At 56.4% G+C, this 23,971-nt stretch carries 25 protein-coding genes; 16 read left to right on the top strand and 9 right to left on the bottom strand.

Features of this window, described 5'->3' with window-relative positions; translation table 11 throughout:
- Positions 1 to 21: 21 nt before the first annotated feature.
- The 5 genes from GFB49_RS08115 to GFB49_RS21375 all read right to left on the bottom strand — a co-directional run bounded on the left by GFB49_RS08115 (position 22) and on the right by GFB49_RS21375 (position 6,322).
- Entirely contained in the window at positions 22 to 1,224 is a 1,203-nt protein-coding gene (locus tag GFB49_RS08115) for a polysaccharide biosynthesis/export family protein (protein ID WP_153215364.1), read from the bottom strand.
- A gap of 10 nt (positions 1,225 to 1,234) precedes the next feature.
- Positions 1,235 to 2,560, bottom strand: a complete 1,326-nt coding sequence (locus GFB49_RS08120) for an O-antigen ligase family protein (RefSeq protein WP_153215365.1) — start codon at positions 2,558 to 2,560, stop codon at positions 1,235 to 1,237.
- Between the two features lie 32 nt (positions 2,561 to 2,592).
- Positions 2,593 to 3,414: a sulfotransferase family 2 domain-containing protein gene (locus tag GFB49_RS08125; protein WP_153215366.1), complete on the bottom strand. Its 822-nt coding sequence runs from the start codon at positions 3,412 to 3,414 to the stop codon at positions 2,593 to 2,595.
- A gap of 42 nt (positions 3,415 to 3,456) precedes the next feature.
- Positions 3,457 to 5,451, bottom strand: coding sequence for an acyltransferase family protein (locus tag GFB49_RS08130; protein ID WP_153215367.1), 1,995 nt, complete (start codon positions 5,449 to 5,451; stop codon positions 3,457 to 3,459).
- 337 nt (positions 5,452 to 5,788) lie between these two features.
- Positions 5,789 to 6,322, bottom strand: a complete 534-nt coding sequence (locus GFB49_RS21375) for a calcium-binding protein (RefSeq protein WP_153215368.1) — start codon at positions 6,320 to 6,322, stop codon at positions 5,789 to 5,791.
- A 790-nt stretch (positions 6,323 to 7,112) separates the two neighbouring features.
- On the opposite strand from GFB49_RS21375, the gene GFB49_RS08140 reads away from it, so the two are divergent.
- Positions 7,113 to 7,325: a DUF1127 domain-containing protein gene (locus GFB49_RS08140; RefSeq protein ID WP_153215369.1), complete on the top strand. Its 213-nt coding sequence runs from the start codon at positions 7,113 to 7,115 to the stop codon at positions 7,323 to 7,325.
- 266 nt (positions 7,326 to 7,591) lie between these two features.
- Entirely contained in the window at positions 7,592 to 8,146 is a 555-nt protein-coding gene (locus GFB49_RS08145; RefSeq protein WP_153215370.1) for a hypothetical protein, read from the top strand.
- Between the two features lie 250 nt (positions 8,147 to 8,396).
- Here GFB49_RS08145 and GFB49_RS08150 read toward each other — a convergent pair whose 3' ends face one another.
- Positions 8,397 to 8,897, bottom strand: a complete 501-nt coding sequence (locus tag GFB49_RS08150) for an SMI1/KNR4 family protein (RefSeq protein WP_153215371.1) — start codon at positions 8,895 to 8,897, stop codon at positions 8,397 to 8,399.
- Between the two features lie 210 nt (positions 8,898 to 9,107).
- Between GFB49_RS08150 and rplO the strand changes: the two genes are divergently transcribed.
- The 3 genes from rplO (at position 9,108) to GFB49_RS08165 (ending at position 11,643) form a co-directional block, all read left to right on the top strand.
- On the top strand, positions 9,108 to 9,578 hold the full coding sequence (gene rplO / locus GFB49_RS08155; RefSeq protein WP_153215372.1) for a 50S ribosomal protein L15: 471 nt from the start codon (positions 9,108 to 9,110) through the stop codon (positions 9,576 to 9,578).
- 122 nt (positions 9,579 to 9,700) lie between these two features.
- On the top strand, positions 9,701 to 11,065 hold the full coding sequence (gene secY, locus GFB49_RS08160) for a preprotein translocase subunit SecY (protein ID WP_153215373.1): 1,365 nt from the start codon (positions 9,701 to 9,703) through the stop codon (positions 11,063 to 11,065).
- Entirely contained in the window at positions 11,062 to 11,643 is a 582-nt protein-coding gene (locus GFB49_RS08165; RefSeq protein ID WP_153215374.1) for an adenylate kinase, read from the top strand. The genes secY and GFB49_RS08165 overlap by 4 nt, the downstream gene beginning before the upstream one ends.
- Before the next feature lie 45 nt (positions 11,644 to 11,688).
- On the opposite strand, the gene GFB49_RS08170 is transcribed toward GFB49_RS08165, so the two are convergent.
- Both GFB49_RS08170 and GFB49_RS08175 read right to left on the bottom strand, forming a co-directional pair.
- The gene (locus GFB49_RS08170) at positions 11,689 to 12,120 is read right to left on the bottom strand and encodes a BLUF domain-containing protein (protein ID WP_153215375.1); all 432 of its coding nucleotides are present in this window, start codon (positions 12,118 to 12,120) and stop codon (positions 11,689 to 11,691) included.
- A 166-nt stretch (positions 12,121 to 12,286) separates the two neighbouring features.
- Positions 12,287 to 12,670, bottom strand: a complete 384-nt coding sequence (locus tag GFB49_RS08175) for a BLUF domain-containing protein (RefSeq protein WP_194269294.1) — start codon at positions 12,668 to 12,670, stop codon at positions 12,287 to 12,289.
- 495 nt (positions 12,671 to 13,165) lie between these two features.
- Between GFB49_RS08175 and rpsM the strand changes: the two genes are divergently transcribed.
- The 5 genes from rpsM (at position 13,166) to GFB49_RS08200 (ending at position 16,219) form a co-directional block, all read left to right on the top strand.
- Positions 13,166 to 13,534 (top strand): 30S ribosomal protein S13, encoded by a 369-nt coding sequence (gene rpsM, locus GFB49_RS08180; protein WP_343032517.1) that lies wholly within the window; start codon positions 13,166 to 13,168, stop codon positions 13,532 to 13,534.
- Between the two features lie 15 nt (positions 13,535 to 13,549).
- The gene (gene rpsK / locus GFB49_RS08185) at positions 13,550 to 13,939 is read left to right on the top strand and encodes a 30S ribosomal protein S11 (protein WP_153215378.1); all 390 of its coding nucleotides are present in this window, start codon (positions 13,550 to 13,552) and stop codon (positions 13,937 to 13,939) included.
- Between the two features lie 115 nt (positions 13,940 to 14,054).
- Positions 14,055 to 15,071 carry a DNA-directed RNA polymerase subunit alpha gene (locus tag GFB49_RS08190; RefSeq protein ID WP_153215379.1) on the top strand — a complete coding sequence of 339 codons (1,017 nt, stop codon included), beginning with the start codon at positions 14,055 to 14,057 and terminating at the stop codon, positions 15,069 to 15,071.
- Positions 15,072 to 15,212: 141 nt separating this feature from the next.
- Positions 15,213 to 15,635 (top strand): 50S ribosomal protein L17, encoded by a 423-nt coding sequence (gene rplQ / locus GFB49_RS08195; protein WP_153215380.1) that lies wholly within the window; start codon positions 15,213 to 15,215, stop codon positions 15,633 to 15,635.
- Positions 15,636 to 15,811: 176 nt separating this feature from the next.
- Positions 15,812 to 16,219: a hypothetical protein gene (locus GFB49_RS08200; protein ID WP_153215381.1), complete on the top strand. Its 408-nt coding sequence runs from the start codon at positions 15,812 to 15,814 to the stop codon at positions 16,217 to 16,219.
- 18 nt (positions 16,220 to 16,237) lie between these two features.
- Here the strand turns inward: GFB49_RS08200 and GFB49_RS08205 are convergent, their stop codons facing one another.
- Positions 16,238 to 17,347, bottom strand: a complete 1,110-nt coding sequence (locus GFB49_RS08205) for a glycine cleavage T C-terminal barrel domain-containing protein (RefSeq protein WP_153215382.1) — start codon at positions 17,345 to 17,347, stop codon at positions 16,238 to 16,240.
- A 269-nt stretch (positions 17,348 to 17,616) separates the two neighbouring features.
- Here GFB49_RS08205 and GFB49_RS08210 point away from each other — a divergent pair, with 269 nt between their 5' ends.
- The 6 genes from GFB49_RS08210 (at position 17,617) to GFB49_RS08235 (ending at position 23,851) form a co-directional block, all read left to right on the top strand.
- Positions 17,617 to 18,261 (top strand): YitT family protein, encoded by a 645-nt coding sequence (locus GFB49_RS08210; protein ID WP_153215383.1) that lies wholly within the window; start codon positions 17,617 to 17,619, stop codon positions 18,259 to 18,261.
- A 107-nt stretch (positions 18,262 to 18,368) separates the two neighbouring features.
- Complete coding sequence (locus tag GFB49_RS08215) at positions 18,369 to 18,971, top strand: YitT family protein (RefSeq protein WP_153215384.1); 603 nt, start codon at positions 18,369 to 18,371, stop codon at positions 18,969 to 18,971.
- Positions 18,972 to 19,234: 263 nt separating this feature from the next.
- Positions 19,235 to 20,317: a 3-deoxy-7-phosphoheptulonate synthase gene (locus GFB49_RS08220; protein ID WP_153215385.1), complete on the top strand. Its 1,083-nt coding sequence runs from the start codon at positions 19,235 to 19,237 to the stop codon at positions 20,315 to 20,317.
- A 148-nt stretch (positions 20,318 to 20,465) separates the two neighbouring features.
- Positions 20,466 to 21,098 (top strand): hypothetical protein, encoded by a 633-nt coding sequence (locus GFB49_RS08225; RefSeq protein ID WP_153215386.1) that lies wholly within the window; start codon positions 20,466 to 20,468, stop codon positions 21,096 to 21,098.
- A 14-nt stretch (positions 21,099 to 21,112) separates the two neighbouring features.
- Positions 21,113 to 22,507: a trypsin-like peptidase domain-containing protein gene (locus GFB49_RS08230; RefSeq protein ID WP_153215387.1), complete on the top strand. Its 1,395-nt coding sequence runs from the start codon at positions 21,113 to 21,115 to the stop codon at positions 22,505 to 22,507.
- A 15-nt stretch (positions 22,508 to 22,522) separates the two neighbouring features.
- Positions 22,523 to 23,851, top strand: coding sequence for a replication-associated recombination protein A (locus GFB49_RS08235; protein WP_153215388.1), 1,329 nt, complete (start codon positions 22,523 to 22,525; stop codon positions 23,849 to 23,851).
- Positions 23,852 to 23,971 lie beyond the last annotated feature (120 nt).

Here is a 23,971-nt window from a genome sequence, read left to right on the forward strand (position 1 = left end):
TTTTCTCTTTGGCCTTGTCCCTCAGCTGCCGATATCGGTTTTTACAACCAGAATATCGCCGGGGAACAAAGGCGTAGCCTCGGTGATCTCGCCTTCGGCAATCCGATCAGCGCGGGGACCGCTTAGGGCAAAGCTCAACCCTGGCCCGCCCGTTACAGCAGACAGGTTTTCGATCCCACCATACAGAATTGCAATTTCACTCAGCGTCAGGCGATAGCTTTGCTGCAGGAAGTCCATCCGAATTCGCGCGGCCTGCAGCGCCTCCAGCACATCCCGCTTGCGGTTGCTGATGAAATTGGTGCGGGTGATCTGGGTCTGTGAAACAGCCCGCGCAATGGTCAGCTTGGTGGTTTGCAGGGCCAGAAAATCTTCGCGTTCATCGGCCAGTCGCTGCACCGCATTGATGGTGCGTGTGTTTGTCGACAGACCTTGCTGTTTCAACGCATTGGCTTTGTCCAACTCGACCTCCAACTGGGCGATCAGCTCTTGTTTCAGGTCAATGCGATCGTCCAGCAGGGCAATCTGGTTGGCGCTGTCGGACAATGCCTTGTCCCAATTGGCCAGCAATTCTTCAGCCGTTGCACGGTCATTTTCCAAAATCTCGCTTTCGCCGCGCAGATGGTTGGCGATTACGGCGTCATCAGCACCCGGAATGCTTTGGCGCAGCGCGTCGCTCATCACCAAAGGTAATGCCGTGTTATCGCGGTCGGCTTCCAGGCGGGTGATCTGGACGGCTGTGGCGGCAATCTGGCTGGCAAAATCCACCGAACGCCGCTGTGCAGCCATAGAGGCAATTTCGGCCTGCGGGCCCGTTGTCGTTTGTAGGCCGTTGCTGCCGCCCGCCATCGCCAAAGCCACACCGACGGTCATGCCGGGGAAGAACTGGAACTGGCCGCCTTTTTCCGCAAGGCCAGTGACCACCACCGGAGCATATTCCTGGATCTCAAGCGAGACGGTGGGGATGCCGGAAAACCCGTTTTGCAGCATACGGCTTTCGATCAGCTCTTCGACCTGATCCAGGCTTTGCCCGTTGGCCCGCAGGCTGCCCAGTTCGGGCAAGCGAATATTACCATCCAGATCGACCACCATTTCTTTGGGTCGATCGACGAAATTATAGTCCAGCGACAGGCGGTCACCAATGGTCAGCTGGTAGTCCTGGGCAGACAGTGCGGTACCAAGGCCCAAGGTGGCAAACAGGGCAATTTTGAACAGGGAATGGGTCATATCGCGTGTCTTAGATATCCTGACTATAGGCGGTTACCGCCGCCACGGCACCCTTGGGGCGAGCGTCGGCGACAAGGATCAGATCTTCTTGGGCTGAGACGAAATACATCACCATCACCACAAACATAAACTCATGCCCCCGATAGAAGGACGGGCCCAGAAGCGATGTCAAGATGACGGCCACCCAAAACACCAATCCACAGGCCGAAGCCACCGAACCCGTGACGCGATGATGGCGCCACAATCGCATGAAACTTGCAGCAACAAAGGCCAAAATCCCAATCACCCCCGGCCAGCCCGTGCCAACCAGGATTTCCAGCACAAAGTTATGAAAGGAGACGGATGTTTCTGCCCCGGCATGCTGGGTCAAAAGCCGTTCATAGGCGAATTCAGGCGCTTGCCAAAAGGATCCGTAGCCCACGCCAAACAAAGGGTGGTCGCGACTGACTTCCATTGCAACATGCCACAGCTCTGTGCGCCCCGTCAGCGTTGCATCCTTGCCGACTGCGCCCAGGATGGTGGCGACCAGGTCAATGCCGTTCAGGCTCAGCATGATTGGCCCCAGCGCTACGGCGATCAGGACCACGGTGCATGCGACCACAAAAAACGTGCTTGGCAAATGGCTGCGACACAGCAGCATCATCATGCCAAAAAGCGGGAACAACAGCAAAACCGAGGTCATGGAGCGCGACAGGAACAAGGCCAGCACGGTGGCAATCATCCCGCCAGCCACATACAGTTTGACCTGCCCCGAGGCCCGCGCGCTTGGCATCAAGAGGATCGCGATAATCGCAATCACACAGAACAAGGCCCGCTGCCCCAGCATGTTCTTATGCGAAAACACCCCCAGCAATCCCCCCGCACGGCTGTAGACGCGCCAGGGAAACACACCCGTTGCCCAATGGACCAGGGACAACAGCATGGCGATGATCAATATCACCCCCAGCGCCTTGGTGATCGTCATCAGCGAATACCGCCACCCCAGAAAGGCGGCGATCAAAAAGGTCATACACAGCTGGATTGCCCCCGACAGCGAGCCGGTGGGGGTATGGGACCACAAGACAGAGGCCAGACAAGCCGCCGGGTAAATCAGGATCACCCGGTTGCGCATCAGCATCTCAAACACCGGCTGCCACAGCATTGTGACCCGCATCAATGTCACAGCATAACACAACAGCCAAATCAGCGACTGACCCTTGCCCAGATGCACAAAGGCATCCGCGCTGGCCAGGATCACCAAAAACAGCAGCCCCATGTCAACCACAGGCCAAAACAGCCCTTCAACCCGCGCGGGGGCGGGTTTTGGCGGTGCCAGGATATCCGAGGTCACGCTCATTCTTGGTCAGTCAGCTGCGGTGCGGCTTGCGATCACAGGGTCTTGGCAAACTCGAAAATCTCCTGATCCGGGGCACAAAGCGCATGGAACCGGTCCATCTGCGCCTGCGAATAATTCGGCTTCTTGCTCGGCGCGGCGTTCAGCTTGGCCATTCTGAGCGTCACGCCAAAGATCTCTTTGTAGCGTGAGAAAAAAGCATCCGTGTTGTCAAGGAAACCGACCAGCGCAAACCGTGACAGCCGCTCTTTTGCGACCTCGGTGGCCGCCGCTGTATCCGCCGCCGCGATGTCATTTTTACCATAGAGATATCGCAGAAACACCTGCGCATGACGCCGGGCGACATCGCTTTCAAGGTATTCATCCACGTCTTTGCCCACCAGGCCCGCGCGTTGCGTCATGCGAAAATTCGAGATCATCCGCGCCACGGGATCCCGCATCAGCGTGACATATTTGTAGGTTTCGCCAAAATGCGCGTCGGCTTTCTCGGACCACAGACAATGGCCGTGGATCAGCATTGTGTCCCAGGCCATATGCTGCAACAGCATATCCTCGCGCATGTCAAAGGTCAGCTGGCCTGCTTCGACATCTTCATGGCACAGGAACATGTCGTCTTTGCCGAAATGTTTGATCGCCGCCGCACGACGCGTCGACACCGCATCAATCACCCCGATCCTGTGGTTAAAGGGGACGGTGGCATACATCGCCTCGGACAAAGAGGTGCCGCCGCATTTGGGCATATGGAAATAGACGCTGGGATGCTTTGGTCCCGCATTGGGCAATGTGCGGCGGGTGCGACCTTCAAGGATCGAGAACCTGCGGCTCAGGCGCTCTTTGAACGGGGCTTTGCGTGCCATGTGATCGTTCCTGTCTTACTGATACATGCCCCGTGGGGCGAGTTACTTTTGGTCCGTGGTCTGGTCCAGTTTTGACAATTCGGTCGAAAACCACCCGGCCTCGGCGGCGCGCTTGCCAAACAGTTTCGCACCCTCCAGCGTCCAGTGGTTGCTGTCATACATGGCCTTAAACCCATCCGGCGTGACGATGGTGCAGCCCTTGGCAGTGCCATCCGCACTGCAGACCAGCTCGCGGCGCGAGTAAAACGTCACTTGCGCGTCCTGAGCGATCCGACGCAGCACGTTTTCGCGCTCCTTTGGGGTGGGTTCTTCAAACTTCAAAGCCAAAGCGTTGAGGTCAAACAAATCCGCATCGCCGCCGCTCATTTGCAGATACCAATCAAACAAAGGCTGCGCGCCGCCTGCGTCAAACTCAGCGCCGGGACCGATCAAAACGACCTCTTTTCCACTGGGCTGTACCGCAGCCAGGACGGTAGCGGTGGCCTCTTTGTATTCCCGATAATACCGCGGCGCAAAAACGATAATGTCCGCGGCTTCGAAATTTGGGGCGGCCAACAGTGTCGCCAGATCGTCGTCCAATGATTTTCGATGCAGGTTAAACCGGGCAAATTCAAAGTCTGGGAACAGATCTTGGTTCAAGGTCAGCGCGTTAAACAGATCCTTGGAATGGCTGTCGCCAATAATCAGCATCTTGCGGCTGTCGTCGCGGCTGAACCAAAGCCCGTGTTTTTCATGTTCTGACGGGCGTTGTGCGTTCCAGGATCCGATCTCTTCGTCCGGGGTGGCATCATCCAGTGGACCCCAGCTGGCCTGCGCCAGAATTGTGTTGTCCATTTCGTTCTTGCCATAAAGCTCGGCCATCGCCTGCAGACGTCCGGTCTGGGACAGGCTGCCGGTTGCCACCAAAGCGGTACCGCCCACAATCGGCACCAGCGCCGCAACCAGCGCCATCGCAAACCGTTTGGGAGCTACGTTAAACCGGAAGGGGCGTTCGACCAGGTAATAGCTTCCTGCCGCCAGAACAAAGGTCAACAGGACCCAGATCACCATATCCGCCAGCGGCGGGGACCCCAGCGTCGTCAACCGGCCAAACGCAAAGACCGGGAAATGCCAGAGGTAAATGGAGTAAGACAGCTTGCCGATGTAAACCATCGGACCAGAGGCAAGTACATCCGTCACCGGATCACCCGGACGCATGAACCAGATCAACCCGCAGGTGGCCAGGATAACGGGCAGGGTGACCAGGCCCGGATGGGCCAGTTTGGCCAGATCAAACGCGATGATACAGGCAAAAAACACCACCAGCGACAGGGCTGGCACCACACGTTGCAAGACACCGCCCATCAACCCATCAGGGCGCATCAGCGTCAGCGCCGCCAGGATCGACCCGGCCAGCAATTCCCAGGCCCGGCTGGTGGGAGAATAAAATGACAATGAGGGATGAAGCTCGGTCAATGCTTCTGAGGCGATCAACGACACAAGGGCGGCTCCGACCATCACCCACAAGGCAATGCGCAGCGATCCACGTCGCAACAAAAGGATCAAAAGGGGTGGAAAAACAATGTAGTATTGTTCCTCGATCGCCAGGCTCCACGTGTGCAAAAACGGCTGCAGAAGGCCAGATTGCGCGCCATATTCGCTCAGCTCAAAGAACCAGAACCCATTGCTGATAAAGGCCAGCGCGCTGAGCAGAGACAGTGAAAACCGCTCCAATTCGCTTGGCAGCAAGATCACCCAGGCCGCGGGCAAAGAGACCAGCATCACCGCAAGCAAGGGCGGCAAGATCCGCTTGGCCCGTCGCCAATAGAACTGGCGAATACTGATTTTGCCCGTTGTGTTGAACTCTCGGATCAGGATCTGCGTGATCAGGAAGCCCGACAATACAAAAAACAGATCCACGCCCAGAAAACCGCCCTTCAACAGGGTGGAGTCGCCCATTGAAATCTTGAGGTGATAGATCATCACCGAGATCACAGCGATGGCGCGCATGCCATCGATTTCGGGCCGATAGGCGAGAGCGTGGTTGGGGTGAGACATGGGGTTTAACGCGTTTCGTTGGTCATGATGGTTAAAGTTGAAATGGTTAAAGAAGAGACCCGGGTTGTTGCGGCTGGCACCAAAGCGCTGATTCCGGAGCCACTATAGATGTATGTCTGAACCGTCTGGTGCCAGATACCGTGGGAAGCTGTCGAAATTAAGACATGTGCCAAAGAAATGTTATGTCAGCGTGAGCAGTGCTGAATTACGTGGCTTTGAAGAAGGCTGCAAGCGGTCCTGAAATCTTGCAAAAAATGAGCAAAGAACCGTTCACAACAAAGCCCCCCCTTTTGCAAGGAGGGGCTTGTGTGTCGCAGAATATCTGCGGCTGTTTCTCTTAAGAGAACAGCGCTTCCAGGTCGGAAGATTCCAGACCGGTCAGCAGAACTTCGCCACCGGTGCTCAGCTCCAGAACAACGCCTTTTGCGGAGTCAGAGATGTTGTCGATGGTTACGCCATCTTCCAGACGGATGATGTCTTCCAGAACGTCGAAGTCCATGATCTTGCTGTCGCCAGTGGATTCGTCGCCGAAAACAAATGTGTCAGCGTCCGCGCCGCCGAACAGTTTGTTGTTGCCTTCGCCACCGTACAGGGTGTCTTCGCCGTTGCCGCCTGCCAGACGGTCGTTGCCTTCACCGCCAGCCAGTTTGTCAGCGCCGTCGCCACCGGACAGGGTGTCGTTGCCGTCACCGCCGGACAGGGTGTCGTCGCCAGTGCCGCCTTTCAGGAAGTCATTGCCGGTGCCGCCTTTGGAAAAGTCGTCGCCGCCAGCTGCCAGAATAACGTCATCGCCGCCAGCACCATTTACGGACTCTGCGTCGTTGTTGCCGTTGATAATGTTGTTGCCGTTGTCAGATGTAACAAGTGTCATTGTTGCCCCCAAGCAAACTCAAGAAAATGATTACAAGTAAGCGCGAATCTGCGCCATTTCACTTATAACATTATCCAATTATCTTCTTTAAAATCTATCGTAAAGCTTTTTCACAAATATAAGTTCACGCAAAGCAACGATAACTTTGCGTTGTGTGAAAGTGAAAAAGGCGAGAAAAACTTCAAAATTGGAATATGTTACACAGGTTTCAGTGAATCTAGGGGTAAACCACCGGCATTTTCTGCTGCTTAGAGATAATCTAGGGGAAATGCAAGGGATTGTTCCCGCTCTCTACACAGTTTGTATTCAGTTTTCATGAATGTGTTATTTTGTGATCAACGCAACTTGTGCACGCCCAAATCTTGAATGGACACTTTTTTTGCCGATTATGAGGCAAAAATTGCGCGTAACAATCAACGCAGGCGCCGACACATGTAATTTTGATTCGCTACTAAGAGTGATTCATACTGCAGTGGTTACGGGGTTCAACCGAAACAAAGCTCCATCTCGAATTTGTCGCAAGCGCGGCCAAAACCGGCCTAGTGGTTTTGCCAAGTTATCTCTGTTTTCCCCCGGGGTCTTCCGCGCCATTTACAGACACGGCGAAAAGATGCGCTCAGTGCGTAAAGTATGAACAAAGCGTATAGCTATCTATGCTGCAGGTGCATAACGGGCAGTCCAAGCCGGCAATTGTTAGCGCCCAACATCAAAGCTATCTTTGTCGTGTCAGTTAGGGAGCCTGGCGCGAGGAACCGGAATAGGTCCGGTCCAGACACGAAAGGTAGTCAAAATGACCGTTGCTGTATCAAACACAACCCCGTCCGCATTTGTTGCACGTATTCACATTGCAGCTGAAGCGGCCAATACATATTTCGCGCAACTGCGCACATACTATAAGGCCTGCAGCGAACTGAACGCGCTGTCGACCCGCGAGCTCGACGACATCGGTGTCAGCCGCGCCGACATCCGCGACATCGCATGGGACCACGCAAAACGATCCTAAGATCTGGATCTTTGTCCTTTTACGCGCTGATGTGGGGCTTTTGCCGCTGTTCGAGCTGCAGTTCCAAATCAGAATCGCCAGAAACGCCCCGCGACCGCGCCGGGCGTTTTTTTTTGTTTTTCCCGTTTAACGGTCAGGATGTCGGCTCAAACGCGAGGAGTTTTGCGTTACTCAACCAAAAATTGCTTAACTGATTACTTAAACAACCCCAAATGTATTTGCGTATTGTCATTTCCGTGTAATTCTATGCCACGGTGAGGGGAGTAATGCCGACGATGTGGTATGAGTTAGATATCAATGACCGTTTTGTTGCGGTTAGCGAAGACTGGAATGCGTCATCTGACATGCTTGGCGCACCAAACAATGTTTTTGAGAATATCCGATACTTACCTGTTTGGGATTTTGTAGCGGGGGAAGAAACACAGCGTTTTCTGCGGGCTATGTTCTTTTGGGTGCGCAACAAGCGCAGGCCGATTGTTTTGCCCTATCAGCTGGAAAACATGGGAGACGCCTCCCATTTCCGAATGCGGATCGAGCCGTTGCATCAGGGTGGTCTGCTGGTGTCGCATGATCCGGATGATGTACCAGGTGGGGCGCCGCAGCTTTTACCGTACACCACCAAGGATCTGACCAGATGCTCACAGTGTTTGAAGATCAACATTGACGGTGTCTGGTACAATGCCGAGCCGGAGAGCGAATTGCACGAATGTTCGGACTGGCGGGTGTGCCCCGATTGCAAGGAACGCGCGCTTAATCTCGTGCGCCAACCCACTGGCGCACCCGTTGCGCGCTATGCGCGCGCCACATTGGGCAAGTTTTAAAACGCGCGTTTTAAACTGTCCGGGTTCATGAACACCGGTCGGGCCTGACACCCCCGACCACCGGATACGGGACCCCGGCCTGACACGCCGGGGTGTCAAAAGACGTCTTTTGCGATGGCTCACCCCATCCCACTTTCCACCCGGCGGCGCCGCCACCCTTTATAGAATGCGGTCCAGCCCAAAACAGACACAGATCATGCATCAGCTACCGCGTTTTCGATAGGGAAACCGCGGGTAAAGGGCGTTGGTGTCATGGCAGGTAGAGGTTTACGAAGCGGTCAAATGTTTTTGCCAGTCTTTCGACTTCTAGAAAGTCGTGATCCCAGTAATACACAGAGGAGTTTGCGCCGGGCGACGCACGTAGAACAGTCAGGTCAAAGCAAAACAGATTTCCAGAACTGTCATTGGCAAATGGCAGAAGATGCTCGGGCAAGCCGAGCTCGCGCGATGAAAGAGCTTCCTGCATCTCTTCCGGTGTAAAGAAGTCATTCAGATGCGGCGGGGACGATTTGAAAAGCATGGCCAAGGTGAACCCGTATCGCGCGATCGCGGCATCCTCGCGATCGGTAAGCCAGTCCCAAAGCTCTGCCGTTGGACCGGGGAGGCCGAATTCCAGAACCTGTGCGCGATACCCTTTGGGGAAGCCAAACTGTAGTTCGGCTTCCAGATCTGACAAATCGCGTTCAGAAACTGAGGTTGGGGGATAGAGCTTTGATCCCCAGGCTCTTTGAAGTCGTTCCAGTGTGTGCATCTTCAAATCACTTCGCTCAAATAGAACCGCAGCGTAAGTCTCGCAGAAATGAGGTCAAATGTCTTTCCCGCTCTCAGACCTTGATCCGCCTGCGCATCCCGTCTATACGCCCCCGGTGGTGTTTCGGCATCACAAGAATCAACAAGCAAGAAAAGCCGTGGTTGACCTGCTTACGCTTCATTGGGTCATATCCGGCAATGGAGAAGCGAAATGAAACTGAACGAATTGCGCGACAATCCTGGCGCCTCCCCAAAACGGACCCGTGTTGGCCGTGGTCCGGGTTCCGGCAAAGGTAAAATGGGTGGCCGTGGTATCAAAGGTCAGAAATCCCGTTCCGGTGTAGCCATCAATGGTTACGAAGGCGGCCAAATGCCTTTGTACCAACGTCTGCCAAAGCGTGGCTTTAACAAGCCGAACCGCAAAGAATACGCTGTCATCAACCTGGGTCTGATCCAGAAGTTCATCGACGCGGGCAAGCTGGACGCGGCAAACATCACCGAAGACACTCTGGTTGCTTCCGGCGTTGTCCGTCGCAAGCTGGACGGTGTACGCGTTCTGGCCAAAGGTGAAATCACCGCCAAAGCAACCATCTCGGTCACCGGCGCCTCCAAGGCAGCTGTTGAGGCCGTAGAAAAAGCAGGCGGCGCGTTGACCGTGGCAACCGTGGCTGCGGCCGAGTGAACCGGCTTATGAACCTTGTGAGCGGCGGCAATGCCGCTTACATAGGGCATTAAGTTTTCCATCACGCCGTCCGAGCCGGAAAATGGTTCAGGGCGGCGTTTTTGCAAGAAGAGACCAATTTCATGGTATCAGCAGCTGAACAAATGGCCGCGAACACCAGCTGGGCCGCCTTGGGCAAGGCCACAGATCTGCGTAATCGCATCCTGTTCACCATCGGACTTTTGATCGTCTACCGGCTTGGCACATTCATTCCGGTCCCGGGCATCGACGCAAACGCATTGCGTCAGTTTATGGAATCCGCAGGCGCGGGCATTGGCGGCATGGTTTCCATGTTCACCGGTGGTGCGCTGGGACGGATGGGCATCTTTGCCCTGGGCATCATGCCCTATATCTCGGCCTCGATTATTGTCCAGCTTCTGACCTCCATGGTGCCTTCGCTTGAACAGCTCAAGAAAGAAGGCGAACAGGGTCGCAAGAAGATCAACCAATACACCCGCTACGGCACTGTGGCGTTGGCGACGGTGCAGGCCTATGGCCTGTCGGTCTCGCTAGAGTCGGGTGAGCTGGCGCATGATCCGGGCCTGTACTTCCGTCTGGCCTGTATGATCACCCTGGTTGGCGGCACTATGTTCCTGATGTGGCTGGGTGAACAGATCACCAACCGCGGCATCGGCAACGGTATCTCGCTCATCATCTTTGTGGGTATTATCGCCGAAGTTCCGGCGGCTCTGGCCCAGTTCTTTGCCTCTGGCCGCTCTGGCGCGCTGAGCCCTGCTGTGATTGTTGCCGTCATCCTGATGGTGGTGGGGATTATTATGTTTGTGGTCTTTATGGAGCGGGCGCTGCGCAAGATCCACATTCAGTACCCGCGTCGTCAGGTCGGCATGAAAGTCTATGACGGCGGCTCTTCGCACCTGCCGATCAAGGTGAACCCAGCGGGCGTGATCCCGGCGATCTTTGCATCATCGCTGCTGTTGTTGCCGACAACGATCGCAACCTTCTCAACCGACGCCGCCACTGGTCCGGTGATGTCCTGGCTTCTGGCGAACTTTGGTCCCGGCCAGCCGCTGTACCTGCTGTTCTTTGTGTCGATGATTGTGTTCTTTGCCTATTTCTACACGTTCAATGTCGCGTTCAAACCCGAAGACGTAGCGAACAACCTCAAGAACCAGAACGGCTTTGTTCCGGGCATTCGCCCAGGTGCAAAAACAGCCGAATATATGGAATATGTGGTCAATCGCGTGTTGGTCTTGGGCTCCGCCTACCTTGCGGCAGTTTGTCTCTTGCCAGAGATTTTGCGTAGCCAGTTTACAATTCCGTTCTACTTTGGTGGCACTTCGGTTCTGATTGTGGTCTCGGTTACAATGGACACCATTCAACAGGTGCAGAGCCACTTGCTTGCGCATCAATACGAAGGCCTGATTGAAAAGAGCCAGCTGCGTGGGCGTAACAAGAAACGGACGAGACGGGGACCGGCACGTCGATGACAAATATTATTCTTTTGGGCCCGCCTGGCGCGGGTAAAGGAACGCAAGCTAAAAACCTGGTAGAGTCGCGCAACATGGTGCAGCTCTCCACTGGTGACATGCTGCGGGAGGCGCAGGCGTCTGGCTCTGAAATGGGCAAGAAGGTTGCGGCGATCATGGCAGAGGGCAAGCTGGTCACCGACCAGATCGTCATCGGCCTGATCCGTGAGAAGATGCAAAAAGGCTCCGAGGGCGGCTTTATCTTTGATGGCTTCCCCCGCACGCTGCCGCAGGCGGATGCGTTGGAAAAGCTGATGCTCGAGATGGAGCTGAAGATCGACAGCGTCATCGAGATGCAGGTGAATGATGAGACGCTGGTACAGCGGATCGTCAACCGCGCCGAAGAAGCCCGCGCTGCGGGTCAGCCGGTGCGCGCTGATGACAACGAAGAAAGCGTCAAGATCCGCTTGATGGAATACTACAAAAAGACCTCGCCGCTGATCGGTTACTACTACGCCAAGGGCAACCTGCAGCGCGTGGACGGTCTGGCGTCGATTGACGAGGTTAAGACGTCCATCGACTGGATCCTGGGCAAGTAACCCAGCCAGACAGCATCTAGGCCACAGAACAACAAGGGGCTGCCATCAGGAATGACCTGAGGTGGCCCCTTGGTATTTGTCGATCGCCACTTGGGCGATGTCGCGAATGGCCCGCTGCTTCAATGTCGGGGTGGTCCAAGGCGTGAGCAGTGACAGGCGATAGGGCAGGCCATTGTCGGCCTGACCAAGGATGTGAAACCCCATTGACCACAGATCAAACAGGCGCGCTTCGATTTCACCTGACCAGATGTCAGTGTAGCCATAGATACGCCCGTCTTTGGCGATGCGATGGGCAAGGTCCAGCAGGACCTGCCGCTCCCCTTCCAGAACTTGGAAGTATTCATATTCATCGCGGATCAAAAAACCGGTCACATCATTGGCGCTGTTAAACGCCGTGGCGGTTCTAAGGATATCCAGATCGTGAAAGGTAAAGGGCGGATAGTTGGCCTTTGCCCGGTAGAGAAGCCGAAACAACATTGGATGTGCCAATCTTGGCTGAATCAAAAGAATGCAACAAATGTAGCCTGATTCAATGTCGTTTGCCGTAATGTGAGCGATAAACCGGCCGGATGGGCCAATTTTGACAGGGTAAATCCGCAAAGCATTTTACGCGGCGCAAATTGCCGCCTGTCGTTTCCGCGTTTCAAGCGGTTTGACGGGTTTGAATTTGACTGTTGGACTGAAGGTCAATTGAAATTTGCCGTAATCCCAAGGACTGCATCGCCGCCAAAGCCGTATCAACGGCATGTGTTTCAGGGCAAGACAGGAAATCTTGAATGGGGCAGTGCAAGGGTTTTGGCTGATTGTGTTCGTGATAGCTCATCGACCATGCGGGGTATTGTCGGTCTTCGGTTTTGGCGAAAGACAAGATCTCAAACCCAAAGGCACGCGGGTCGTTGGCCACTCGCGCCAGCATCGCCTCGACCTTGTCTTTTGGCCCTTCAACGACGTTTAAATACGTATTTCCATCGCGGAGCAAAAAACCGGTAATTCCGTCGCGTTCGTTGTTACGAAGTGCGGCGCGCATGATGTCTAAATCATGGACCGAGAAAACAGGAAACCGAGCCTTGGCTTTGAAAAAGGATCTTATCACCTTAAAACCATCTGTTGGAGGTATCATTAATTTTTCTACTTATTATACGCAGAACTACTTCAAGTTGTTCCGATTAACAATGAAAAATGGCCGCTCGGCGGGGCTAATTTAAGATTTTTGAAGAGTGTGTTGAGGATACTTCATTTGCAAGTGATCAAAACGCAGTATACACTGCCTACACCCCAAATGCATTAAGATGCATTTGCCGTCTGACGGGTTCTCTGACGTGATTGTCTGTTCACTCTTGACGGCCATCATAGAACCTCCTAAGCAGAATTCCTCAATGAGAATCATCTTGATCTGGCACCTCGGATCCATTTGGAGAGCCAGAAGATATTCGTTAGGCCCGAAGGCAGGACGCTTTCGGGCTTATGTTGTGAAAAAAGGTTCTGGAGCTACGGAACCGCAACTGAAAAAGGAACGTATAACGTGGCACGTATCGCCGGCGTAAACATCCCGACTGCAAAGCGGGTTCCGATCGCCCTCACTTATATCACCGGTATTGGTCCCGCATCGGCCAAAGCCATCTGCGAAGCTGTAAACATCGACGTCACCCGTCGTGTAAACGAACTGTCGGACGCCGAAGTCCTGGCCATTCGTGAGCACATCGACGCGACCTACACCGTAGAAGGTGACCTGCGTCGTGAAGTTCAGATGAACATCAAACGTCTGATGGACCTGGGCTGCTACCGTGGTCTGCGTCACCGTCGTAACCTGCCCGTTCGCGGTCAGCGTACCCACACCAACGCTCGTACCCGCAAAGGCCCTGCAAAGGCCATCGCTGGTAAGAAGAAGTAAGGGAGGGTTTGATCAATGGCACGTGAAAAGACTCGTACAAAGCGTAAAGAGCGCAAGAACATCGCCTCTGGCGTTGCACATGTGAACTCTTCGTTCAACAACACCAAAATCCTGATCTCTGACGTTCAGGGTAACGCGATTTCCTGGTCCTCGGCTGGTTCCATGGGCTTCAAAGGTTCGCGTAAATCCACACCTTATGCCGCGCAGATGGCTGCAGAAGATGCAGGCAAAAAAGCGCAAGAGCATGGCGTGAAGACCCTGGAAGTGGAAGTGCAAGGTCCCGGTTCCGGCCGTGAATCCGCACTGCGCGCCCTGGCGGCCATCGGTTTCAACATCACCTCGATCCGTGATGTGACCCCGATCGCCCACAACGGCTGCCGCCCACCAAAGCGTCGCCGCGTATAACAACAAAAAAACCTGCTGAGGTCCTGCGTTTTGCGGGGCCTTGGCGTGCTTCACAAAAACCTCGGGCGTCCGTCTCTTTTGGGACATGGGAGTCGGACAGGAATGGAGGGAACGCATGATCCACAAGAACTGGGCAGAGCTTATCAAGCCGACGCAGCTTGAAATTAAGCCAGGCAACGACCCCGCACGTCAAGCCACCATTATCGCTGAACCGCTGGAACGCGGCTTTGGTCTGACACTGGGCAACGCGCTGCGCCGCGTCCTGATGAGCAGCCTGCAAGGCGCCGCCATCACCAGCGTTCAGATCGACAACGTCCTACACGAGTTCTCCAGCGTTGCTGGCGTTCGTGAAGACGTGACTGACATTATCCTGAACCTCAAACAGGTTTCACTGCGCATGGAAGTCGAAGGCCCCAAGCGCCTGTCGATTTCGGCCAAAGGTCCCGCAATTGTGACCGCAGGTGACATCGCAGAAACCGCCGGGATCGAGGTTCTGAACCGTGAACATGTGATCTGCCACCTGGACGATGGCGCGGATCTGTTCATGGAGCTGACTGTGAACACCGGCAAAGGCTATGTCTCTGCCGAGAAGAACAAGCCCGAAGACGCACCCATCGGCCTGATCCCGATCGATGCGATCTATTCGCCGGTCAAAAAGGTTGCCTATGACGTTCAGCCGACCCGTGAAGGTCAGGTTCTGGACTATGACAAGCTGACCCTGAAGGTGGAAACCGATGGTTCCATCTCTCCGGATGACGCACTGGCCTTTGCGGCCCGTATCGTTCAGGACCAGCTGTCGATCTTTGTCAACTTTGACGAGCCGGAATCCGCAGGCCGCGCCGACGAAGACGATGGTCTCGAGTTCAACCCGCTTCTGCTCAAGAAAGTGGACGAGCTGGAACTGTCTGTCCGCTCTGCAAACTGCCTGAAGAACGACAATATTGTCTATATTGGCGATCTGATCCAGAAGACCGAAGCCGAGATGCTGCGCACTCCGAACTTTGGCCGCAAATCTTTGAACGAAATCAAAGAAGTGCTGTCAGGCATGGGTCTGCACCTGGGCATGGACGTCGAGGACTGGCCGCCGGACAACATCGAAGATCTGGCGAAGAAGTTCGAAGACAGCTTCTAATCCAATCCGAGGGGGGCCAATGGCCCCCTTCACAAATTCCCGGGGTTGGCCGGGGACAATATGGGCATCTGCCCCAAGGTGAGTGGCTGACACGCATCAGCTGCCTGACAAAGCAAAACACGCAAGATAAGGATTTTAACAATGCGTCACGCACGTGGTTACCGCCGCCTGAACCGTACTCATGAGCACCGTAAAGCCCTGTTCTCGAACATGGCCGGCTCGCTGATCGAGCACGAGCAAATCAAAACAACCCTGCCCAAAGCAAAAGAACTGCGCCCGATCATCGAAAAGATGATCACTCTGGCAAAACGCGGCGATCTGCACGCCCGCCGTCAGGCCGCGTCCAAGCTGAAGCAGGACCAATATGTTGCGAAACTGTTCGACGTTCTGGGCCCCCGGTACAAAGACCGTCAGGGCGGCTATGTCCGTATCCTGAAAGCTGGCTTCCGCTATGGCGACATGGCTCCGATGGCGATCATCGAATTTGTTGATCGTGATCTGGACGCCAAAGGCGCGGCCGACAAAGCCCGCCTGGCTGCAGAAGAAGTTGCGGCTGACGAATAAATAGATCTCAGGTGACTGACCTGAACTTGACCCCGCTCTGGCAACAGAGCGGGGTTTTTCGTTTGTGTTATGTTCCTGGATGTAAGTCATATTGTCCGAGTTGTGCGGAAACGCTTGGCCGATGGCAAAATCAGGGATACCCAAATGGCATGTTGTCTTGTCGCAAAGGTCGTCCAATGAAATCCCTTGCCCTTGTAGTTTTTGCAATCCACGCGGTGTTGGAGGCGGTGTTAGGCCTCAACGCGCTGATTTCCGGTGGGTTTTCGTCGCTGTCAGCAGAGCAGCTGGCAGAAATGCCACCCGAGGTTCGGGTGTCGGCGCGATTTCTGGGGGCGGCTTTGCTGTCGTTGGGGCTGATGGGGGCCTGGGTGATTTTCTGGCCGGGCGTGCGCAGCCCTGTAGGGCGTCAGATGGCGCTTCTGTTGGCCGGGTTTCATCTGATCGGGCTGGCGGGGGCAGCGTTTACCGCCCTTTTTGCGCCCGCCCTATGGATCAGTTTTCACACCTGGGGCGCGATGGTCATTCACGGGCTTCTAGGCCTTGGATTCCTGACCATTTCGCGCGGGGTAAAGCTGAAGCGGTAAACCGCTTCGAGCGCTTTGTTAGACAAACGGAATGGCGTGGAGCGTGGCGGTATAGGTCTTGTCCTCCACGATGATTTCCAAACCTTCGGCTGCCTCTGCCAGATCAGAGCGGATTAGGGCGTGGCCGATGGTTCCGCCGAACCGTTTTGAATACGCAAATTCCGCCACATGGCCGACCTCGACCCCGTTTTGCAGCAAAGGCAGCGGGTGGCCGGGCAGGGGGGGATTGTCCGCAATCACCAGCCCCACCCGTTGGCGGGCAGGTCCTTTGCTGGCGTGCGCGCGCAGGGCGTCGCGACCGATGAAATCATGGCTGTCCAGAGAGACCAGAGCCCCCAGGCCGATTTCATAAGGGGTCGCGCGGTGGTCCTGCCAGCGGATGTCCGCACCATATGACACCAAGCCGCTTTCGAGGCGTTCGATATCATTGGGCGCACCGGGGCCGATGTCCCAGGGCTGACCAGCGGTTTTTACAATGTCCCAAAGCGTGGTCCCCTGGCTGCGGTCCATCAGATAGAGCTCATACCCGCCCTGTTTTGACCAGCCGGAGCGGGCGAGAACAAGGGGGATGCCTTCAAGCGTGCATTCCTTGAAACCAAAGTATTTCATGTCGCGCACCCAGTCGCCAAACAAGGCGGCGGTGACCTCAACCGCCTTGGGGCCCTGGATGGCCAGCGGAGAGACATCGGGTTCGCTGACTTCGACATCCCAGCCCTTCTCGCGGCCAATGGCAGCGGCCCACAGGTGGATGTCACAATCGGCGACAGAGAGCCAATAACGGTCTTCGGCCAGTTTCAGCAGCACCGGATCATTGATCAGCCACCCGTCGTGGTCGCAGATCGGCACGTAACGCCCCTGACCGATTTGAGTCTTCGACAGGTCGCGCGGTGTCAGATATTGCACCAGCTTGCCGGCATCGGGTCCGGCGATCTGCACCTGACGCTGGGCGGCTACATCCCACATGGCGACGCCATTGATCAACCGGTCGTATTCCGCCTCGGGATCACCGAAATGCGCTGGGATATACATGTGATTATAGACCGAGAAGCTGCGTACCCCGTCGCGAACGGTGGCGTCGAAATAGGCGGATTTGCGGATATTGGGGCCAATTCCGATTGCAAAAGCCATGGGGATCTCCGGTTCTATGGGCTGATGTGTCAGGGGCGTTCTCTGTCACCTGTGGGGGGAAACTGCAAGTTGTCCGCTGCCTGTTTCCTGCTCATTGCGTTAATAAAGTGCCTGTTATGCGGGCAGATCATGGGATGCAAAGGTTTGTTCGGCACCCAGCCGCACAACGGGATGAGCAATCCTGCGGAGGACGCTTGCGCTGGCCAGGGGAGCGAGGTATGTAGATCAGTATTGCTGACCTATTTTCCTCCTCCTCAAAAGGATCAGCCATGACAGGAAAACGTGGACTATTTGACGTCCAGGGGCTCACCATCGGGGTGATCCTCTGTGCGCTTGGCATCTTGTTCTTAAAATCGGCCGGTTTGGTGACCGGGCAGGCGGCGGGGTTGGCGCTGTTGCTGTCCTATGTTTTGCCCTGGGAGTTCGGGGTCTTGTTCTTTGCGGTTGGGGCTCCGTTTCTTGTGCTCGCATGGGGGCGTCGCGGGCCGGTGTTTACCCTTCGCACGTTGATCGTTGTGATCGGGATTTCCCTTTCGGTGGAAGCTTTGGGCCGTGTGGTGCTGATTGCGGACCCTGGACGCCCTCTCGCGGCGCTTTTGGGAGGCGTGTTGATCGGGATTGGGGTTCTGGCCGTGTTTCGCCACAATGCATCGGCCGGGGGGCTGTCGATCCTGTCTCTGGTGATCGAGCAAAAGACCGGGATCAAGGCGGGCTGGGTGCAACTGGGGGTGGATGGGCTGATCTTTCTCGCGGCCTGTTTTGTGCTTGAGCCCACACAGGTGGCCTATTCCTTTGTGGCGGCGGCGCTGATGAATCTGATCATCATCTGGAACTTTGACATCCGTCAGGCCCGCAGCGGAGGGCCTCTGGTGGACGACCCGGCGCAATCAAACGGCGAAACGCTGAAATCCTAGGCGTCGGCGGTTTTTCTTCGGCGAGAAAGTTGACAAGTCAACATAATGGAGAGACGTAGGGCCCATATCGACTCCCGAAATCAGTACAGATTTGATGAGGCCGCCCCATGCGTTCACCAATTTCTTTTTATGATGTTCAAGGCATCGCCTTTGGCATTTTGATGTGTTCCCTGACGTTGCTGTTCCTGAAATCGGCGGGGCTGGTCACCGGGCAGCTGGCGGGGCTGGCGTTGCTTTTGTCCTATGTTCTACCGCTGAACTTTGGCACGTTGTTCTTTCTGGTGAGCCTGCCGTTTTTTGTGTTGGCTTGGCTCAAGCGTGGACCGGATTTCACCCTGCGGACCATTGCAGCAGTTGTCGGGATCTCGCTTCTGGCGCCGCAGCTGGCGCGGTTCATTTCCTTTGACAGCCTTGATCCCATGGTGGCGGCGGCCGTGGGTGGTTCGTTGGGAAGTATTGGCGTGATCGCCCTGTTTCGTCATGGCGCATCCGCGGGTGGCGGCACGATTTTGGCATTGGTGGTGGAGCAGAAAACCGGCTTCAAAGCCGGGTGGTTTCAGCTGTGTGTGGATGGGGCGATTTTCCTGGGCGCGGCCTTTGTTCTGTCCTGGGATTTGCTGCTTGTCTCTTTCCTGGGGGCGGCCGTGACCAATATGCTGATTGCCTGGAATTTCGACATCAGCCAGGCGCAGCGCAAGCCTGCAACCTGAGGCGCGTTGAAATCATTGGGAAAATTTCCTGTCGACAGGCGCGCGAATCTCCGCTAGCGTTTGCCGCATGACACAGACCTTTGCCTCCTTCTGGTATTTTTATTATCCGCGCCACATGGCGGTCGGAGGATCTGTCGCGTTCTGAACATACCCAGAGAAACGCACCATCCACACCAAACCGCCTCGCTCCCGCAGGCGGTTTTTTTGTTTCCGCTGCCCCAGGGACCCGAGGCTCCGCACACCACGACACAGGAAGCCCCGAGATGACACAACAAACCCAGGATCTGCGGATCACCAAGATGAAAGAACTGACCTCCCCCAAAGAGCTGGCTGAGGCGATTCCCGCCACATCCAAAGCGCTGGAGACCGTGATCGAAAGCCGCCGGACCATCCAGAACGTGCTGCACGGGCGCGATGACCGGCTGGTTGTTGTGGTGGGCCCGTGCTCGATCCACGATGTGCCGGCCGCGATGGAATACGCCCGCCGCCTGGCGCCCTTGCGCGCGGAACTGGGGGATGCGCTGGAGATTGTGATGCGCGTCTATTTCGAGAAACCCCGCACCATTGGCGGCTGGAAAGGGCTGATCAATGACCCCGGCATGGATGAGAGCTTCCGTATCAATCTGGGTCTGCACCGGGCGCGCCAGCTGTGTCAGGATATCAACGCCATGGGCCTGCCGGTGGGGACTGAATTCCTGGACGCTCATGTGCCGCAATACATCGCTGATCTGGTGGCCTGGGCCGCAATTGGCGCGCGCACAACCGAAAGCCAGATCCACCGCGAGATGGCATCGGGTCTGTCCTGCCCCGTGGGCTTCAAAAACGGCACCCGAGGCAATGTACAGATCGCGATTGACGCTGTGCGCTCGGCCGCACGCCCGCATCATTTCATGGCGCTTGCGCCCTCTGGTCGGGCAGCAATTGGTGGCACCGCGGGCAACCCCGATTGCCATGTGATCCTGCGCGGCGGCGGCGGCACCAACTTTGACGCAGACTCTGTGGATGCGACCTGCCGTATGGCGGAAAAGGACGGTATCCGCGGCCATGTGATGATTGACGCAAGCCACGCAAATTCCAGCAAAGATCCCGAAAAACAGCCCGAGGTTCTGGCCGATGTACGTGGACAGATCTCGGTGGGCGACAGCCGGATCACCGGGGTGATGGTCGAAAGCCATCTGGTCGCCGGTCGTCAGGATCTGCCCAAGGACGGCGATCTGTCAAAACTCACCTATGGCCAGTCGATCACCGATGGTTGCATCGGCTGGGAGGCCACCGAGGTTGAGATGAACAAGCTGGCCGAAGCCGTCCGCAACCGCCGCGCCGCGCTGTCTCGTCTGGCGGGGTAAGCGCTGCCGTTCTCTCTCCCCCTGACCCCAGGAAAATGGGGCACCTTGGGCGCGTCGATCACGGCGCGCTCTTTTTGTTGATTGGACCAGATGTGCTCGCCTCCTTAATCATAAGGGCATTTAGGTTTTAAATTTAGGGATGATTATTATGGCCTCTGGACATTCTATTGTCGCGGCAAAAATGGAGCCGCAAAAGTTCGGTGTTTATTTTGGTGGGAAGGTCCTGCCACCGGAAGAAGATGCCCCCGAATGGGGTCCTTGGGTGGCCAAACATGAAATGACCGGATGGAGCGTCATCAATACGCGCGATGCCACATTTTCAGCTCGCTTTATCGCGGACAATGCAGCGGATTTTGATGGTCCATTCCTAGCTTATACGGTGCTTTATGACACCAACGAAAGCTGGGTCTCTTTTTATGAGAGTGGTGAATGCCTGTGGTCGGTGTCTCATGACGGATCAACAGGCGACAAACACCACCTTGAGATCACAGGCAACCCGCCGAAAGTATTGGATGAAATCGTCACAGACCATCACGCGGTGATGGAGGAGCAGGGCCCGGATCATCCAATGGATTGGGGTCGGGAAATCCCGGTGGCCCTGGCCGAAGACATCATCGGGATGCGTCATGATGTGGAACTGTGTGAGCCGGACGTTCTGGAGTATTACGCGCTGCAACGCGCGGAAAAAACGGTTGATCTGGATGACTATGAACTAGTCCTGCCGGATCGGTCCAAAGGCTTGAACATCCTGGATTTGATGAGCATATTCTCCAAGAAGTGACTTGGGGAATATTAATGTTTCGTAATTGTTTGACAGCACTCACAATTGTTATGCTGGGTGCTCTGCCTATTCAGGCAGAAACGCGGGTGCCGGCCTCGCAGGCTGAGATCGCATTGGGCTTTGCGCCCTTGGTCAAAGAGGCCGCGCCCGCAGTGGTCAATATCTATGCCAAGATCATCACTGAAACGCAGGCGCGCTCGCCTTTTATGAATGATCCGTTTTTTGACGATCTGTTTCGTGGGTTTGGTCAGCAGCGTCGGCCACGGGTGCAGAACTCGCTTGGATCGGGGGTGATCCTGTCGGCCGACGGATATGTTGTGTCGAATTACCATGTGGTGGGCACCGCGTCGGAAATCCGGGTGGTGACCAATGACCGGCGCGAGTTCAACGCGCAAGTGGTGCTGGCCGATGAAGAGTCTGACTTGGCGATCCTGCAGTTGGATGAGGCAGAGGACCTGCCGTTCTTGACCCTGCGAGACAGTGATCGTGTGGAGGTCGGCGAGCTGGCGCTGGCGATCGGCAACCCCTTTGGCGTGGGGCAGACGGTGAGTTCGGGCATTATCTCGGGTCTGGCGCGGTCTGGCACTGCAACGGGCGCAGGACGCGGATATTATATCCAAACCGACGCGCCGATTAACCCCGGCAATTCGGGTGGGGCGCTGATTGATGTGAACGGCGATCTGATTGGGATCAATACCCGGATCCTCAGCCGATCAGGGGGCTCAAACGGGATTGGTTTTGCCATCCCTGCCAATCTGGTGCGCGAATTTGTGCGTCAGGCTCAGGAAGGGTCCGAGGCGTTCCAACGCCCCTGGGCGGGCATGTCCGGTCAACTGATGGATGCGGATCTGGCCGAGAGCCTGGGTCTGGGGCTGGTGGAAGGTATGATGATTTCCGATCTGCACCCCAAAAGCCCCTTTGGACGGGCCGGGTTTCAGGTGGGTGATGTGATTACCCAGGTGGACGGGGAGCCTGTGAACTCTCCGCCAGAAATGGTGTTTCGCATGACCGTTGCCGGGTTGGGACAGACGGCTGTTTTTACCCGCGTGCGTGACGGTGTCGCCGAAGACGTCGAGGTGGCGATGCTGCCAGCGCCCAATGATCCCCCAGCCGAGGCGCTGGCGCTGGGCGAGCGGTCGGTCTTTCCGGGGCTTGAGATCGCGCGGATCAACCCTGCGGTTGCCTCTGGCATGGGGCTGCCCTTTACCGCAGATGGCGTGGTGGTGACCCATGCAGGACCCTATGCGGCGCGGGCTGGCATCCAAGAGGCGGATATTCTGGTGCGTGTGAACGGCCGGGACATTGAACGCCCCACGGATGTGGAACAGGCTTTGCGCGAAAAGACCCGCTGGATGCAGGTGGAGCTGATGAGGCGCGGGCAACGGGTTGTCTTGCGCTTCCGCCTGTGATCCAGATGGGGTGTTATGGCAGACCTTTTTGACAGCCCGCCCCCCGAAGGCATCCCCGAAAGGGACCGACCCGAACCGCCACGCCCGCTGGCGGATCGCTTGCGCCCGCAAACGCTGGGAGAGGTGATCGGCCAGAGCCAGGTTCTGGGGCCCGAGGCGCCCTTGGGGGTGATGCTGGCGTCGGGGTCTTTGTCGTCCTTGATCTTTTGGGGACCGCCGGGCGTGGGCAAAACCACCATCGCGCGGCTGCTGGCGGCTGAGACGGATCTGCATTTTGTTCAGATCTCAGCGATCTTTACCGGCGTGCCGGAGCTGCGCAAGGTTTTTGAGGCCGCCAAGATCCGCCGCCAGAACGGGCAGGGCACATTGCTGTTCGTGGATGAGATCCATCGGTTCAACAAGGCGCAACAGGATGGGTTTCTGCCCCATATGGAGGATGGCACCATCCTGTTGGTCGGGGCCACCACCGAAAACCCGAGTTTCGAGCTGAATGCGGCGGTGCTGTCGCGGGCCCAGGTTCTGGTGTTGGAGCGGCTGGATGCGGATGATCTGGAGGCGCTGACCCGGCGCGCCGAGGATGAGCTGGGCCGTGCTTTGCCGCTGACTGCAGATGCGCGAGAGGCCTTGTTGGAGATGGCTGATGGCGACGGGCGCGCGTTGCTCAATCTGATCGAACAGGTTGCGGCCTGGCGCACGGCTGCCGATCTGGGGCGGGATGAGCTGGCCAGCCGGTTGATGAAACGCGCCGCAAAATACGACAAGGGCGGGGATGAACATTATAACCTTATTTCCGCGCTGCATAAATCCGTGCGCGGTTCGGACCCGGATGCGGCACTTTATTGGTTCGCACGGATGCTGGAGGGCGGCGAAGACCCGCGCTATCTGGCGCGGCGGCTGACCCGGATGGCGGTGGAGGATATTGCGCTGGCCGACCCGCAGGCGCAGGCGGTCTGTTTGCAATCCTGGGAGACCTATGAACGGCTGGGCAGCCCCGAAGGGGAGCTCGCACTGGCGCAGGCGGTGGTCTATCTGGCGCTCGCGCCCAAGACCAATGCTCATTACATGGCCTATAAGGCGGCCCGGCGTCTGGCCAAAAAAACCGGCAGCGCGCCACCGCCCAAACATATCCTGAACGCGCCGACCAAGCTGATGGAAGATCAGGGCTACGGTGCGGGCTATGCCTATGATCATGATGCCGAGGATGGGTTTTCCGGGCAGAATTACTTCCCCGACGGGATGGAGCGGCCGCAATTGTACAAACCCGTGGAGCGCGGTTTTGAACGCGATCTGAAGAAACGTCTGGAATATTTCGAACGTCTGCGCGCACAGAGAGGCGGCGATTAAAGCGCCCCTGCGGGGCGCGGCCTCCGGCGGAAGTATTTGGGAAAAGATGAATGCGGGCCGCATAGCCGCGCCGTCATGTGTGTGGCGCAGAGCAGGCAAAACTTGACATCTGGGCCCACC

Source organism: Tritonibacter litoralis, assembly GCF_009496005.1.
Lineage (GTDB): Bacteria > Pseudomonadota > Alphaproteobacteria > Rhodobacterales > Rhodobacteraceae > Epibacterium > Epibacterium litoralis.